Below are 14,711 nucleotides of genomic sequence, written 5' to 3' on the forward strand. Positions count from 1 at the left end.
ACGTTGGACGCTCAGTGAGTGAAACAGCGACGAGTCGTAGTGGTTGCCTATCCGGGTGCACAGGCCCTGGACATCACCGGACCGGTCGAGGTGTTCGACACCTCGAACCGGCTGCTCTGTGACACGGAAGGTGGGTACCGCGTCGAGTTCGTCTCCGCCGACGCCCCGTTGGTGCGCGCGTGCTCGGGCATGGCGATCGAGGCGGCCCCGCTGGAGGCGGGGAGCGGGCCGATCGACACCCTGCTCGTACCCGGAGGTTGGGGCCTGAACGACGCCCTCGCCGACGCGCGACTGGTGTCGTGGATCCGGGACGCCGCCGCGCGGTCCCGCCGGGTGACGTCGGTCTGCGGCGGGTCGTTCCTGCTCGCCGAGGCGGGCCTGCTGTCCGGGCGGCGGGCCACCACCCACTGGGCCTTCGCCGCGGAAATGGCGCGCCGCTATCCGGACGTCATCGTGGACCCGGAGCCGATCTTCGTGTGGGACGCCCCGTACGTGACGTCGGCCGGCGTCTCCACCGGACTGGACATGTCGTTGGCGCTGGTCGAGGAGGACCACGGCGCGCCGTTCGCCCTCGAGGTGGCCCGGTTCCTGGTGCTGTTCTTCAAGCGTCACGGCGGACAGTCGCAGTTCAGCGCGATTCTCGACGCGCAGCTCGCCGACCATCCGCCGATCCGCGCCGCCCAGGAATGGATCATGGACAACCTCGAGCGGCAGCTCGCCGTGCCCGAGATCGCCGAGCAGGCCGCCATGAGCCCGCGCAACTTCGCCCGGGTGTTCCGCCGCGAGGTCGGCGTGACGCCCGGGCAGTACATCGAGGCGATGCGCATCGCCCGCGCCCGCAAGCTGCTAGAGACGACGGACCTGCCGATCAGCCAGGTCGCCCGCCGCTGCGGGTTCACGAAGCCGGAGACGTTCTTCCGCTCCTTCGGCCGGGTGCTGGAGCTGACGCCGAACGAGTACCGACAGCGCTTCCAGCTGACCACCCCGGCCGGCCTCGCCGCCGCCGCCGAGCAGGCCGGGATCCCCGCGGCATGACCGAGCGCCTGCGCGTCGTCGACTACCTGGTCCGTGAGCTGGCCCGGTCCGGTGTGGAGCATCTTTTCGGGGTCGGCGGGGCGAACATCGAGGACCTCTACGACGCGGTCCACGCCGGGCCGCCCTCGCTGCGGGGAATCGTCGCCAAGCACGAGTTCTCCGCCGCCACGATGGCCGACGGCTCCGCCCGTACCCGGGGAAGTCTGGGTGTCGTCGCCGCCACCTCCGGTGGCGGGGCGATGAACCTGGTGCCGGGCCTGGCCGAGGCGCATGCCTCGCGCGTGCCGGTGCTCGCTCTGGTCGGCCAGCCGCCGACGACGGTGGCGGGCCTCGGCGCGTTCCAGGACTCCAGCGGTCTGGCCGGTTCGTTCGACGCCGGCGAGGTGTTCGCGCCGATCGCCCGCTTCTGCCGCCGGGTCACCGAACCCGCGGAGATCGTGGAGATGCTGCCGCGCGCGATCGCGGCCGCTCTGGGCGACCCGCGCGGGCCCGCGGTCCTGCTGCTGCCCAAGGATGTGCAGCAGGCGACCATCGAGGTGCCGTCCGACAGCCCGGCACCGCTGGCGCCGCCGGCTCCGGCGGGGGACCCGGGCGTACGCAACCGGGCGGTACGCGCGCTGCGGGGCGCGGACCGGATCCTGGTCGTCGCCGGGGAGGGCGTGGCGGCGGCCGGCGCTCGCGCGGAACTGGCGGAGCTGGTCCATCGGACAGGCGCCTGGGTCGCGGTCACGCCCGACGCCAAGGACGTCTTCGACAACCGCGACCCCGGTTTCGCCGGCGTCGCCGGGGTGATGGGGCATCCCACCGTCGAGGAGTGCCTGCGGCGGGCCGACATCTGCCTGCTCGTCGGGACGCGACTGCCGATGATGGCCCGGGGCGGCCTGGACGAGGCTCTCGCCGCCACCCTGGTGATCGCCGTCGACCCGGAGCCGCCGTTCGTCTCCGGCATCGCCCTGCGCGGCGACCTCCGTGGCACGCTGCGGGACCTGCTTCAACGGCTGGACCCGGCGGGCCGTCCCCGTCCGGCCCACGCCGGGCCGGTGCCCCTGCCGGCCGCCTCGGACACGTCCCTCGCCGCGGCGGTGACCGCGGTCGGCGCCGCGCTGCCCGCCGACGCGCACGTCTTCGTCGACGCCGGCAACATCGGCGCCGCGGCGGTCCACCTGCTGCCCGCTCCGCGACGGGGACGGTTCGTGGTGGCCGTCGGCATGGGCGGCATGGGGTACACCTTCGGCGCCGGCATCGGCGCCGCGCTCGCCACCGGGCGCCGTACCTATGTCATCGCTGGCGACGGCGCCTTCTTCATGCACGGCATGGAGGTGCACACGGCGGTGGAATACGACGCGCCGGTCACCTTCGTCGTGCTCAACAACAACGCCCACGCCATGTGCGTCAGCCGCGAGACGCTGTTCTACCCGGGCGACTACAGCTACAACCTGTTCCACCCGGCGGACATCGCGGCCGGGGTGGCCGCGACCTTCCCCCGCCTGAACGCGACCCGGGCCGGTGACGCGGCGGCGCTGCGCCGGGCACTGCTGCGCACCAACGAGGGACCCGGCCCGGCGTTCGTGGCGCTGGACCTGGATCCGCGTGAGATGCCCCCGTTCCTTCCGTTTCTGGCCGCCGGCCAGCCGTCTTCAGGAGGCCGCAGTGAGCACGGACGAGTCCATGCTGGCTGACATCCCGGGCCTGGTCCGGGTCGAGAACACCGACGTCGCGCAGCTGATGGAGCGCTGTCAGGAGATGACCCGACCCAGCTACCCCCATGAGCAGGTGTACGGGCAGCACTGCACCGTCGTCGAGCACATCGACTGCCCGCCGGGGGACACGTACGCGTACCTCAGCCGGGGCCACCACCTCGAGGAGTGGACGTACAGCGTCCGGGACTTCAGACCGGCCGGCCTGCCGGGTCTCTGGGTCGGACGCGACCGGCTGGACCTCGACACCGCGATCTACTGCCGGGTACGGACGCAGGCCGAGGCCATGACGGTGGACTACCACTGCGCCTGGGACACCGGTGACGACCTGTGGATGATCTACCTGATGCGGGTGGTCCCTGCCGAGGCGGTCCTCGGCCGCCCGGGTTCCGTGGTCACCTGGACCAACTGCCGGCATCCCCACTACGACCGCAACCCCCGGCCCGACCTGGCACCGCGCCCGGACCGGCCCTGGGTCGGCCAGTACTGGGACCTGTTCGCGGCCGGCCACGCGCTGGAGATGCGCAACCTCAAGACGATTCTGGAGCACCGGCATCGCAACGGCCTGCCGATCAGCGTGCCACCGGCCACGACGGTCGCGCAATGACGGCCACGGTCAGCCTCGTCGACGTAGCCGGCTACCTGCCCGGCCCGCCCATCGCGCCGGACCTCGGTCCCGAGCGGTCCGAATCTGACCCGCTGCGAGACAGCGCCATGTTCAAGGCGCCCAGATACCGCCATCACGTCGGGCGCGGCGAATCCAACGTGGACCTCATCGAACGTGCGGTGCAGCCGCTCATCGACCGGCACGGCGCGGCCGCGATCCGCGGCGTCGACGCACTGCTGGTGCACAGCCAGCTGCCCGACGTGCCGTTCGTGGGCGCCGGGACCGAGGTGGCGCGCCGGCTCGGCATGGCACCGGAATGGCTGGTGGACGTCGCGAACGCCGGCTGTGCCTCGTTCGTCTACATGCTCAAGCTCGCCCGGCAGCTGCTGAGCGGCACCGGCGCGACCTCCGCGCTGATCTGCAACGCGCAGACGGCCGCCGGTCAGCTCTTCACCCAGTCGCAGGTGCGCCGGCTGCCCCAGGCCGCGATCCCCGGCGACGGCTGCGGCGTCGGATACCTCACGACCTCCGCGTGCTCGCCCATCGTGGACGTCACGGCGTGGCACCTCGGCGCGTACGCCGGCGAGATGACCGTGACCCTCGACGACGGCCGCCGATACTGGGAACCGGGCCGGTCGCAGCTGCGGATCGGCTTCACCGAGGAGAACGTCGCCGAGGTGTTCGCCCGGGGAAACCGGCTGGTGCCCGCGGCCGTCACCGACCTCTGCGACCGGCTCGGCGTGCCCACCGCCGACATCGGCGCGCTCGTGACCAACCAGCCCAACCGCCGGTTCCTGCGGAACTGGCGGGAAGCGCTGGGCGTGCCCGCCGAGCGCCACCCGGACACCTTCGACCGCTGCGGCAACCTCTTCGGCGCGGCTATTCCGATCACGCTGGACGAGGCGGTGCGTTCCGGCCGGGTCGGCGCCGGCGACCTCGTCGTGCTCGCCGGGTTCGCCCACGCGGGCGACTTCGCCGGCGCGGCCGCGATCCGCTGGCAGGGCACGGTCTGAAGCGGCCGGAATACGATTCCGCGGACGCGGGTTGCATGGTCCTACTGAACCGAGGGGGATCATCCGAATGACGACGACCATGCGCGCGGTGGTGCTGACAGAGCCCGGCCCCGTGGAGAACCTGCGGACCGGCGAGCTTCCGATCCCGCAACCGGAGCCCGGCCGGGTGCGCATCGCGGTGCGGGCGTTCGGACTCAACCGCTCCGAGCTGCACCTGCGGCTCGGCCTGGCCGAAGGGGCCCGGCTGCCGGTCGTGCCCGGCATCGAGGCGGTCGGTGTCGTGGACGCCGCACCCGGCAGTGACCTGCGCCGCGGCCAGCAGGTCGCCGCGCTGATGGGCGGGATGGGCCGGGTCTTCGACGGCGGTTACGCCGAGTACACCGTCGTACCCCGCGCCCAGGTCGTTCCGTTCCGCTCGGACCTGCCGTGGGCGGTCCTGGGCGCGGTTCCCGAGACGTTGCAGACCGCGTACGGCTCCCTGACCACCGGCCTGGACCTGAAGGCGGGACAGACCCTGCTGATCCGCGGCGGCACCTCCGCGCTCGGGTACGCCACCGCCGCGCTGGCCCGCGACCTCGGCGCCACCGTGCTGGCCACGACCCGCCAGCGGGACCGGCTCGACACCCTGGCGGCGTACGGCGTCGATCACCCGATCCTGGACGACGGCGCGGTCGCCGAGCAGGTCCGTCGCATCGTTCCCGACGGCGTGGACGCCGCTCTGGAACTGGTCGGCACCCCGACCCTGCCGGACACCCTGGCGGCCACCCGGGTCCACGGCACGGTCTGCTTCGCCGGAATGCTGTCCAACCGGTGGACCGTCCCGGACTTCTATCCCATCGGCTACCTGCCGCGCGGGGTCCGACTCAGCGCCTACGGCGGCGAGGCCTCCGACCTGCCCGCCGAGGTCCTGCAGGGCGTCCTGGACCGCATCGCCGAGGGCACGTTCACCCTCGGACCGACCCACGTGTACGGCTTCGACCAGATCCACCAGGCGCACCGCGACCTGGAGAGCAACGCCGTGAGCGGCAAACTCGTCGTGCTGACCACACCGGTCACCGGGTAGCCGCGGTGTTCATCGAGGCCTTCTCCGCCGGCTGCCACCGAGCAGAGAGACCAGGGGTACGAAGAACAGGTTGCAGATCATCGCGATGAGCAGCCACCGGCTCCACCCCGTGCCGCCGGCCGCGACCACCGGCGCCGCTATCAGCACCGCGACGATCATGAGCCGGACGGAGAGGCCGAAGGCGCCCCACGCCGTCGCCTGCAGGTCCGGCCGCAGATCCTCCATGTCCTCGGAGAAGAGGGCCATCCAGGGCCCGAACGCCACCGCCATGGCGGTTCCGAGAAGCGCGTGGATCCCGATCAGCTGCCCGAGGTCCGCCTGGCCACGGTCGACCAGGGCGACGAAGTAGGCCATGCCGGCGACCCCGCCGACAGCGCCGATGAGGATGACCGGCTTGCGTGTCCGCAGACGGTCGGAGAGCCATCCCGCCGCGACCAGTGCGACCATGTTGCATCCCCAGGTGGCGGCCATGACGATGGCGGCCAGGCTTTCCTTCAGGCCGAACGTCTGCACCAGCAGCGTCGTGCCGAAGATGTTCAGCGTCCAGTACCAGACCAGCCACAGGGTGATGCCCACCAGGTGGACCCAGAACACCCGGTTCGCCATGAGTCCACGGGCGGGGCGCGGATCGGCGGCGCCCGGGTCCGGAGCCACCATGTCGGACTCCGAGGTGATGACGCGTGCCCGCAACTGAGGCGACAGGTCGGCGATGAAGAAGACGACCACGACGCAGGACGCCAGTGCGATGGTGCCCATGATGATGATCTGTGACCGCCAGCTCGTGAAGAGCGTCAGCGTCAGGCCGGCGATGCCGGCGGCCAGGAAATTGGCCCCGATCGGCCCCCAGGTCCAGAACCCGAACGCGGTGGCCCGTCCCAGCCTCGGCGAGAAGTCCCGGACCAGGCCGGCGGTCGTCGTGGTCGCGGCGCCCTCGACGAACAACAGCAGGCAGCGGACCAGCAGGAACTGCGCCGGTGTGTGGACCAGCACGGTCGCGTAGTTGCACACGGCGGCGAGCAGCAGGGCGGGCACCAGCAGCAGGACGCGGCCGTACCGGTCGGCGAGGCGGCCACCGATCGCGGCCGAGACGCCGCCGACGGCCACCGCCAGCGCGCCGATGAGGCCGTAGGTCGTCAGCGACATGCCGAGGTCGTCGAGCAGCAGCGGCACGATGGGCGAGATCTCGCCCTCGAAGTTGACGATGAGGCTGGCCAGTACGGCCATCAGCAGGTATCGCATCCGCCGGGAACCGGTCGGATACCGCGTCAACTCACGCGCGTAGAAGGGTCGCACGGGTCAGGCTCGTGGGTCGTGGGCCGACGCGAGAACCGCATGGCGCCGTCGTCGATCGGACCGTGGCGCAGCTTCAGCAGGTCGTGCGCGTAATTCATGCCGAGCCGCCACGGAAACCGGGAGCCGGCCTTGGGAAAGTCGTCGATGGAGCGCAGCACGTAGCCGGCCTGGAAGTCGAGCAGGGGCCGCGTGGTGACGGTGGGGTCGTCGTTCGCCGGTACGCACCATAGGTCGTGCCGGTCCAGATATCGCAGCAGCCGGACGACGTACTCGCTGACCAGATCGGCCTTCAGCGTCCAGGAGGCGTTGGTGTAACCGACCGTGAAAGCGAGATTCGGTACGCCGCTGAGCATCATGCCCTTGTAGGCCATCGTCTCGGGGAGGGCGACCGGGTCGCCGTCGACGGTGAGATCGATGCCGCCGAGGGCGAGCAGCCGCAGTCCGGTGGCGGTGACGACGATGTCCGCCGAGAGCTGTTCGCCGGATTCCAGGCGTGGCCCCTTCGTGGTGAACTCCGCGATGCGGTCGGTGCGCACGGACGCCCGGCGTGAGCGGATCGCGGCGAACAGGTCGCCGTCGGGCACGAAACACAGCCGCTGGTCCCAGGGCTGGTAGCGCGGCTTGAAGTGGGTGTCGACGGCGTACCCACCGGGGAGCTGCCGGATCGCCGAGCGCCGCAGCATGGCCCTAACGACGTGGGGGCGCCGGCGGCTGAGCTGGTAGAGCAGCGTGCTGATGGCGACGTTCTTCCACCGTACGATCGGATAGGCGCGGCGGACCCCGACGATACGCCGCAGCCCGCGCGCGATCGGGTCCTCGGTCGGCAAGCTCATGATGTACGAGGGCGAGCGTTGCACCATCGTCACGTGTGCCGCCCGTCGGGCCAGGGCGGGTACGAGGGTGACCGCCGTGGCGCCGCTGCCGATCACGACCACGGTCTTGCCGGAGTAGTCGAGGTCCCGCGGCCAGCGCTGCGGGTGGACGACGGTTCCGCCGTACGTTTCGATGCCGGGCAGGTCCGGCGTGTAGCCGGCGTCGTAGTGGTAGTAGCCGGTGCAGAGGTGCAGGAAGCGCGCGGTCAGCCGCACGGTTTCACCGCGGTGGACCGCCTCCACCGTCCAGCGTGCCCGCTCGGAGGACCACTCGGCGCGTACCGTGCGGTGTCCGAAGCGGATGTGCCGGTCGATGCCGGACTCGCCGGCGGTGGCGCGGATGTAGTCGAGGATGGCGGGCCCGTCGGCGATGGCCTTGGCCTGCGTCCACGGCCGGAACCGGTAGCCGAGCGTGTGCATGTCGGAGTCGGACCGCACGCCCGGATAGCGGAACAGGTCCCAGGTGCCGCCGAGCGTGTCTCGCGCCTCGAGGATCGCGTAGGTCCGGCCGGGGAAGGCCGACTGGAGATGGTGCGCCGCCCCGATGCCGGACAGACCGGCACCGACGATGAGCACGTCGAGGTGCTCGGTCATGAGCGCGATGTGCTTGTCGTGGCCGCGGTGGGCGACTGCGCGGCGCCGGCACGGCGGCGAATGACCGCGAGGCCTCCTCGGGCTGGAGCGTTGGCGACCCCCCGTGAGTGCCAGCGCTCGTCCGGTTCGTCGGCCGGCAGCACGATGACGTCGCGGAGCATGGTGCGCAGGACGACGTTCATCTCCATGTTCGCGAACGCGGCGCCGAGGCAGCGCCGAACGCCGCCGCCGAACGGGATCCACTGGTAGAGGTCCGGCCGGGTGCCGAGGAACCGCGACGGGTCGAACGTCCCCGCGTTCGGGAACACCGACTCGTCGTCGTGGATCAGCGCGATGCTGACCACCACGACGTAACCGTTCGGCACCGTCCACCGGCCCAGCCGGAATCCGTCGACCCGCACCTGCCGTCCCACGAGGTCGATCACCGGACGGGTGCGCTCCACCTCAAGGATCGTGGCCTCGCGCAGGGCGCTGCCGCCGGCGTCCACCTCGTCGGCGAGGGCGCGCAGGACGTTCGGGTGGCGGCGCAGCCGCTCGACCGCCCAGGCGAGGGTCGTCGCGGTCGTCTCGTGCCCCGCGGCGAGCAGCGTGAGCAGTTGGTCGGCGATGTCACCGCGGGTCATCCCCGTGCCGTCGTCGTAGCGGCTGCGCAGCATCAGTGCGAGAATGTCGTCGTGCTCGTCTCGCTCCGCGTGGGCGATCAGCCGTGCGACGATCGCGTCGTACTCGCGGCGCATCGCCCAGAACCGGCCCCACGGGCTCCGGCGTCCGAGGTCCGCCCTCGGCATGGGCAGCATGGTCAGCCACGAACCGAGCCTGATCATCCTGGGCAGCAGTTCGCGGAGCTCGCGGAACTCGGCACCCTCGGCGCCGAACACCGCCCGCAGGATGACGTTCAGCGTGATCCGCGTCATCGAACCGAGGGTGGCGAAGGCGCGGCCTTGCGGCCACGACGCCAACTCACGCACCGTCTCCTCTTCGACGATCTTTTCGTACGCCGCCAGCCGGCGGCCGTGGAACGGCGGGACGAGCAACTTGCGCTGCCGGCGGTGCTCCTCGCCCATGAGCGCGAACAACGACCCCGGACCGAGCACGCGCCCGAGGTTGCGGTCCGGTTTGTCGACGGCGTCGGAGTCCGCCAGGAACAGCTGCTTGACCTCGGTCGGATCGCTGATGACCAGGGTACGACCGTAAGGCGGAACGTTGACGGTGAAGGCGTCGCCGTAACGCTCCCGCATGCGGTGCATGCCGCGCCGGGGAGCGGCCAGCGCTCGGAGGGCCTGAAACAGTTGCGGAGACGTCGGACCTGGAGGAAGCGTGATGGCTGTCATCTGACAACACCTTCTCGGCCTGGTACGCAAACGTACCGTCACGGTACGCTCACGTACCAGTTTGGACAAGGGCGTGGCCGGAGCGGGGGTGGGGCGTGACGACCGTGCGGCAGCGGGCCTTGGCGGCCGCGCCGGGCGAGGCCGGCGACTTCCGTCGGCGGCTGCTCGACGGCCTGGCCGCGTCGATCGTGGAGGTTGGATACCGCAACACCACGGTCGCCGACATCGTCCGGCGCGCGCGGACCTCCCGGCGGACCTTCTACGCGCACTTCCCGGACCGGGAGTCCTGTTTCGTCGCGCTGCTCAGCGACGCGAACACCCAGATGATCGGCCAGATCTCCGCCGCCGTCGACCCGGCCGCGCCCTGGACCGAGCAGGTCCGACAGGCCGTCGAGGCCTGGATCGCCTGCGCCGAGTCGCGGCCCGCGATCACGCTCAGCTGGATCCGCGAGGTGCCCTCACTCGGCCCGGCGGCCCGGGATCTGCAACGGGACCACCGGGAAGCCTTCGTCGCCATGATCCAGACGCTCTGCGGCACCGCCGCGTGGAGTGCCGTCCGCGCGAGCCCGGTGTCCCGGCAGCTCGCGATCATGCTGCACGGCGGGCTCCGCGAGCTGACGGCCACGACGTGGGAGGACGGTGGCCGCCTCAGCGACCATACCGAGTTCGCCATCCAGGCCTGCCTCGCGCTGCTCGGCCCGGAAGCTCCGACTAGTGTGGGGTCTCATTGACGTAGTTCGATGGAGGCTGGGATGACCGAGCTCGAACCGGCACTGGCCCGCACGGCTTGGCGGACCGCCGAGCCCATCCACGGAATGATCTATTTCGCGCCGGAGGCCCACCAGCGCTATGCCGCGCTCGGGATGCGCGAGCGGATGGGCTACTTCGCCTCTCGAGCCGCCGCGCTCGGGCCGGTCGGCGCGGAGACCGTCATCGCGACCTTCTTCAACTTCAACCCCGCGCTGGTACGGGCCGCCATCCCCGCAGCGTGGCGCATCGTCGCACCGGACGAGATGCTCCGGATCCGGCTCGAAGCGGCCGACGCCGCGCTCCGGCGGGCCTGCGAACCGGACCTGCTCACCTCACCCGACCTGGCCGAGGCGGCGCGTCTGGCCAGGCGGGCGGCCGAGTCGGCGAGCGAATACCCCGAGGGCCGTCCCCTGTTCGCGGCGACCTCGGCACTGCCGTGGCCGGACGAGCCGCATCTGGTGCTCTGGCACGCGCAGACGTTGCTGCGCGAGTTCCGCGGCGACGGCCACGTCGCCGCCCTGCTCCTGACCGGACGCTCCGGAATCGAGGCCCTGGTCCTGCACGCGGCGACCGGCAGCGTCCCGGCGGAGGTCCTGCGGCGGACCCGTGGCTGGAGCACGGCGGAGTGGGACTCTGCTGTCGAACGTCTGCGTTCCGGCGGACTGCTCGACGCCGGTGACGAGCCGGGACTGACCGAGGCGGGCCGGACGCAGCGGCAGTGGGTCGAGGAGAGGACCGACCTGCTGGCCCTGCCCGCGTACGCCGTGCTGGGCACTGACGGTTGTGCGCGGCTCGTGGAGCTGGCCGGGCGCGTCAGCCGCGCCGTATTCGAGGCCGGTCTGCTGAACATCTCCAGAGTGACGTGATGCACTCTAGGGCTTTAGCTGGAGCTTCAAGGTCTGGTTGTCGCCGCAGCGAGGGGTCCGGGTCGCGTGCTTCACACCGTCGTCGGTGGTGGCCCGGCCGGTCATCGCGATGTTCAGCGTCGCGGACCGCACGGTGTCGGGGACCTCGAAGACCGCTCGCAGCTCACCCTGGAACATGAGCACTCCGGCGTCGCCGATATTGGTGAGTGACGTCTGGAGCGGCGGGCGAGCGTCGACGGTCTTCCCGCCGGCGGTCAGCCGGATCGACGACGGGTCGAGTGCGAGCGACATCCGCTCGACGGAGGTGAGCGTCAGGCTCGCCACGACAAAGGCCCGCCCCGGCGGGGCGTAACCGGCCGTAGCGCCAGGCACCAGCGTTGCCCGGACAGTGCTGGACACCACGGTCGTGCCGGCGAACCCGCACAAGGGACCATCGAGCTGCTTCTGGCTCAGCGGCGCGTAGAACAGCTGGTGATCGGCTCGGGTAGCCACACGGCCGCCGGTACGCAGGTCGAGACTCTGCGGCTCGGCGTCCTCCACGGTGAGCCGGACCGGCGCGCCGATCGGCACGCTGAGCACCAGCCGCAGGTCCTTGTCCAGCTTGACCCGGTGGACCGCGCCGCCGATGTGGACTGTCACCCGGCCGGGCCGGTTCTGGCCGGCCACGTGCGACGTCGGCGTGAGCGTGCCGGACAGATCCGCGACCACCAGCTCGCGCCCCGGCGCGGCCCGCATGTCGACGTGGCCGATCAGGTAGTTGCCGACCGTCTGCGCACCGGTCTTCGCGTCGAACACCTGCTGGTAGGTGCGGATCACCCCACCGACTTCCACGCCGCGCGGCAGCAGCGCCCAGCCGGCGCCCTGCAGATAGCCCGTGCCGGAGGCGATCCCGACCGGCGCGGTGCTGTTGGCCGGTGAGGGCTCGCTCACCCCCACATAGTCGGCGGGCAGCGTCGTGGTCGGTGCCGCGCTCGCCGACGGTGAGCTCGACGGCGTGGCGGACTTCGCCGCCGACTCGTCGGTGCTGAACGCGCAGCCGGTCAGCGTGGCGAGAACAGTCAGCGTCAGTGCACTCATGCGTAGCATCGCGGTCAATTGAACCATCAGGCGAGGCCGATCGCCTGGGCCTCGTCACGGTACGTGCCGCGGGCGGCTCCGATTGCACGAAGCGCCTCGTTGATCGCGGGACCGGGCAGTGGCGGATCCGACGGTTCGTCGGTCACCCGCACCGAATCCGACCAACCGCGGCCCGGCCATTGGAGTGCCACCGAGGTCTCTCGCGCGTCGGCCGGGATCTCGGCGCCCTCGGCGACCTCGTGATAGAGGAACCCGGCCTGCGCGCCGTCGGCACTCAGCCGTACGAACGCGATCGTGGCGCCCGGCACGGCCGTCAGTCCCGCACACTGCAGCGCGGCGGTGACCAGGAAGCTTCCGTCACCCTCGTTGAGGTACTCGTCATAGCCGCGGACCTGCGCCCGGACGATGCAGTCCCGCATCGCGTCCGTGCCTGTCGGCAGATAGCGGAAGCTCTGCCCCAGCTCGACCAGGCCTGCCGCGACACCGGTGACCGCGTCGCCGCGGAACACCAGGCCCTCCACGTTCGCCTCGCTCATGTCGCACACGCTCTCATCCGTCGATGGGCACCAGGTGAACGATGATGTTCTTCTTCGCCCCGTACCCGATCATCTCCTCGAGCATGGCGAGGAACTCGGGCTTCGCCGCGGACCGCGGGTACGCCAGTCGGAACACCCAGACCGAGATGTCGTCGGGTCGGATCACCGCACCCCAGGAGCGGTCCGGCACCGTACGGTAGTGGTAGAGATCGTCGATCTGCTGCCGGACCTGGCCCCTCATCAGCCCCAGCCCCTCGGACGTCCGATAGCTGGTCGCGCGGGGGTCGATGGTCTTGATGCTGATCGCGGTGCCGCCGTCGAGGCTGGTGTAGACATCGATGCCCTTGCTGCGCGGGGGCAGGTTGCCGCCCAGCGCGTCCTCGATCGTAAAGCGGTCCTGCGGGCTCTTCCAAGGATTCTGCAGACCCTGAACCCGCACCGGCGCGGCCGTCCCGGCTTGGCGGGTGCCCAGGTCGACCCTGCCGGCCTTCAGGCCCTCGGCCGGAACCGCGGGCGGCGCGCGGCCGGCGGCGGCCTCCTGCCGTTGGTTGCGCAGCCGCTCGACTTCCTGCTTCACCTGGGCGGTGGTCATCGCGGTCGCCTGGATCTGCACCTGCGCGGTGATCGCGACCGTGACCACGCCTGACTTGGCGGCCGCTCGTTTCTGCGCCAGCCGCGCCCGCGCCATCGCGCCGGAGGCGGCGTCGCTGCACGTCACCGTGCCGGTGCCATTGGCCGGGACCGGCGTCGGCGCGCTCACGCACAGCCCGGCCGGGGTTCCGTCGACCGAGACGGTCGCGGTCATCGTCGCGGTGACCTGCGAGTCGACCACCGTCGTGTCCCCGGCGCCGGAGACGTCGCTGGTCACCGCGGCATTCACGGTGCAGGCGCCACCGCAGGCGATCTGGCCGGTGGTCCGCGCGTTGAACCGCACCTGCGGGTCGGCCGCGTCGACCAGTTCGGTGGCGGCGTCCTCCAACTCCCCGTAGAGGCTGTCGACCTGCTCGGGACCCATCGCCTCGACGTCCATCTCGCCCGCCGGCCGGGGTGCGGCGGGAGGCTCGGCCGGCCCGTGCAGCCACGCCCGCAGCAATGTGCCGGGCAGGTCTGGTAGATCCGGCAGATCGGGGAGCGGCGGCAGTGAGCGGCCGTCCGGGATGGGCGGCAGCGCCGGAATGGACGGCAGTGCCGGGGGCGACGTGGCGTTGTCGGTGGCCGACCGCGACGGGCGGGGCGGCAGGTTCGGGATGGACGGCAGCGACGGCACCCTGACCGCCGGCGTGTAGCGCAACACCTGATTCGGCTCGGCCCGGCTCACATACAGGTCGCCGGCGGTGGCATGCGCCCGGTACGCGGCCGTCCCGCCCACCGCTGCCTCGGTGAACTCGTCCGCCTCGTCGACCAGCTTGGACAGCGTGTCGGCCAGCGCCCGCGGCGTGATCGCCGACTGGCCGGCGGTGGCGAGGCTCTTGCCGGACACCCACCGGTTGCGCAGCCCCATGCCGGCTTCCCCGGTGCCGGGCAGCAGACCGCTCGGGGTCTTCAGGTACGTCTTTCCGCCCACGCTCAGGAGCCGGAACTCCTGCCCGGCCAGGGCGAGCGTGCCGAGCGAGTCACCGTGGCGGGTCACCCTGCTTTCGGCACGTACCCCGGCGATCGAGGTCCGGTAGGTGACCGCCTCGGCCTTGGACAGGTTCGCGATCGCCCGCTCGAACGGCTCCCGTCCCGGCCCGCCCGGCCACGCCCGCCACGCCGCCAGACCCCCGATGAGCAGAACGACCAGCGCGATCGCCAGCCCGATCACCCAGGTCCGTCGGCCCCGCGGCCCGCTGACGCCCGCGGTCCGCGTCCCCGGCCCGCTGTCGCCCGTCGTCTCCATCCCCGGCCCCGTCCGTCGTCGCGTCGACGCCCCGAATCGGCATCGAAGAATCGACAATAGACAATAGCCCTTCTCCGTCGGTCCGGTTTCGATCGTGG

General features: G+C 71.4%; 13 protein-coding genes. 7 read left to right on the forward strand and 6 right to left on the reverse strand.

Features of this window, described 5'->3' with window-relative positions; translation table 11 throughout:
* Window positions 1-18 precede the first annotated feature (18 nt).
* The 5 genes from AB0M36_RS17890 (at window position 19) to AB0M36_RS17910 (ending at window position 5,415) form a co-directional block, all read left to right on the forward strand.
* A complete protein-coding gene (locus AB0M36_RS17890; RefSeq protein ID WP_364158533.1) occupies window positions 19-1,035 on the forward strand; it encodes a GlxA family transcriptional regulator in 1,017 nt (338 codons plus the stop codon).
* A complete protein-coding gene (locus tag AB0M36_RS17895; RefSeq protein WP_364158536.1) occupies window positions 1,032-2,714 on the forward strand; it encodes a thiamine pyrophosphate-binding protein in 1,683 nt (560 codons plus the stop codon). Before AB0M36_RS17890 ends, AB0M36_RS17895 begins: the two co-directional genes overlap by 4 nt.
* Window positions 2,686-3,339 carry an SRPBCC family protein gene (locus AB0M36_RS17900; protein ID WP_364158538.1) on the forward strand — a complete coding sequence of 218 codons (654 nt, stop codon included), beginning with the start codon at window positions 2,686-2,688 and terminating at the stop codon, window positions 3,337-3,339. The genes AB0M36_RS17895 and AB0M36_RS17900 overlap by 29 nt, the downstream gene beginning before the upstream one ends.
* Window positions 3,336-4,352, forward strand: a complete 1,017-nt coding sequence (locus AB0M36_RS17905; RefSeq protein ID WP_364158541.1) for a 3-oxoacyl-[acyl-carrier-protein] synthase III C-terminal domain-containing protein — start codon at window positions 3,336-3,338, stop codon at window positions 4,350-4,352. The genes AB0M36_RS17900 and AB0M36_RS17905 overlap by 4 nt, the downstream gene beginning before the upstream one ends.
* 67 nt (window positions 4,353-4,419) lie before the next feature.
* Window positions 4,420-5,415: a zinc-binding dehydrogenase gene (locus tag AB0M36_RS17910; protein ID WP_364158544.1), complete on the forward strand. Its 996-nt coding sequence runs from the start codon at window positions 4,420-4,422 to the stop codon at window positions 5,413-5,415.
* 9 nt (window positions 5,416-5,424) lie between these two features.
* On the opposite strand, the gene AB0M36_RS17915 is transcribed toward AB0M36_RS17910, so the two are convergent.
* From AB0M36_RS17915 to AB0M36_RS17925, 3 genes are read right to left on the reverse strand one after another with little or no spacing between them, the layout of a single operon-like run.
* Entirely contained in the window at window positions 5,425-6,654 is a 1,230-nt protein-coding gene (locus AB0M36_RS17915) for an MFS transporter (protein ID WP_364158546.1), read from the reverse strand.
* Between the two features lie 26 nt (window positions 6,655-6,680).
* The gene (locus AB0M36_RS17920) at window positions 6,681-8,174 is read right to left on the reverse strand and encodes an NAD(P)/FAD-dependent oxidoreductase (protein ID WP_364158548.1); all 1,494 of its coding nucleotides are present in this window, start codon (window positions 8,172-8,174) and stop codon (window positions 6,681-6,683) included.
* Window positions 8,171-9,505 carry a cytochrome P450 gene (locus AB0M36_RS17925; RefSeq protein ID WP_364158551.1) on the reverse strand — a complete coding sequence of 445 codons (1,335 nt, stop codon included), beginning with the start codon at window positions 9,503-9,505 and terminating at the stop codon, window positions 8,171-8,173. The genes AB0M36_RS17920 and AB0M36_RS17925 overlap by 4 nt, the downstream gene beginning before the upstream one ends.
* A 95-nt stretch (window positions 9,506-9,600) precedes the next feature.
* On the opposite strand from AB0M36_RS17925, the gene AB0M36_RS17930 reads away from it, so the two are divergent.
* A complete protein-coding gene (locus AB0M36_RS17930; RefSeq protein ID WP_364158554.1) occupies window positions 9,601-10,236 on the forward strand; it encodes a TetR/AcrR family transcriptional regulator in 636 nt (211 codons plus the stop codon).
* 21 nt (window positions 10,237-10,257) lie between these two features.
* Entirely contained in the window at window positions 10,258-11,121 is an 864-nt protein-coding gene (locus tag AB0M36_RS17935; RefSeq protein ID WP_364158557.1) for a hypothetical protein, read from the forward strand.
* Between the two features lie 6 nt (window positions 11,122-11,127).
* Here AB0M36_RS17935 and AB0M36_RS17940 read toward each other — a convergent pair whose 3' ends face one another.
* Genes AB0M36_RS17940 through AB0M36_RS17950 form a run of 3 tightly spaced genes read right to left on the reverse strand, consistent with a single transcriptional unit; the run spans window position 11,128 to window position 14,613 of the window.
* The gene (locus AB0M36_RS17940) at window positions 11,128-12,198 is read right to left on the reverse strand and encodes a hypothetical protein (RefSeq protein ID WP_364158560.1); all 1,071 of its coding nucleotides are present in this window, start codon (window positions 12,196-12,198) and stop codon (window positions 11,128-11,130) included.
* Window positions 12,199-12,224: 26 nt separating this feature from the next.
* Window positions 12,225-12,734 carry a hypothetical protein gene (locus tag AB0M36_RS17945; protein WP_364158562.1) on the reverse strand — a complete coding sequence of 170 codons (510 nt, stop codon included), beginning with the start codon at window positions 12,732-12,734 and terminating at the stop codon, window positions 12,225-12,227.
* 13 nt (window positions 12,735-12,747) lie between these two features.
* Window positions 12,748-14,613, reverse strand: a complete 1,866-nt coding sequence (locus AB0M36_RS17950) for a hypothetical protein (protein ID WP_364158565.1) — start codon at window positions 14,611-14,613, stop codon at window positions 12,748-12,750.
* Between the last annotated feature and the right edge of the window lie 98 nt (window positions 14,614-14,711).

The organism is Actinoplanes sp. NPDC051346, assembly GCF_040682215.1.
In the GTDB taxonomy this organism is placed as follows: Bacteria; Actinomycetota; Actinomycetes; order Mycobacteriales; family Micromonosporaceae; genus Actinoplanes.

Coding starts and splice junctions, on each gene's coding strand:
- AB0M36_RS17895 (WP_364158536.1), top strand. CDS start 1,032: ATGACCGAGCGCCTGCGCGTCGTCGACTACCTGGTCCGTGAGCTGGCC.
- AB0M36_RS17925 (WP_364158551.1), bottom strand. CDS start 9,505: ATGACAGCCATCACGCTTCCTCCAGGTCCGACGTCTCCGCAACTGTTT.
- AB0M36_RS17905 (WP_364158541.1), top strand. CDS start 3,336: ATGACGGCCACGGTCAGCCTCGTCGACGTAGCCGGCTACCTGCCCGGC.
- AB0M36_RS17940 (WP_364158560.1), bottom strand. CDS start 12,198: ATGAGTGCACTGACGCTGACTGTTCTCGCCACGCTGACCGGCTGCGCG.
- AB0M36_RS17945 (WP_364158562.1), bottom strand. CDS start 12,734: ATGAGCGAGGCGAACGTGGAGGGCCTGGTGTTCCGCGGCGACGCGGTC.
- AB0M36_RS17935 (WP_364158557.1), top strand. CDS start 10,258: ATGACCGAGCTCGAACCGGCACTGGCCCGCACGGCTTGGCGGACCGCC.
- AB0M36_RS17950 (WP_364158565.1), bottom strand. CDS start 14,613: ATGGAGACGACGGGCGACAGCGGGCCGGGGACGCGGACCGCGGGCGTC.
- AB0M36_RS17915 (WP_364158546.1), bottom strand. CDS start 6,654: ATGCGATACCTGCTGATGGCCGTACTGGCCAGCCTCATCGTCAACTTC.
- AB0M36_RS17920 (WP_364158548.1), bottom strand. CDS start 8,174: ATGACCGAGCACCTCGACGTGCTCATCGTCGGTGCCGGTCTGTCCGGC.
- AB0M36_RS17910 (WP_364158544.1), top strand. CDS start 4,420: ATGACGACGACCATGCGCGCGGTGGTGCTGACAGAGCCCGGCCCCGTG.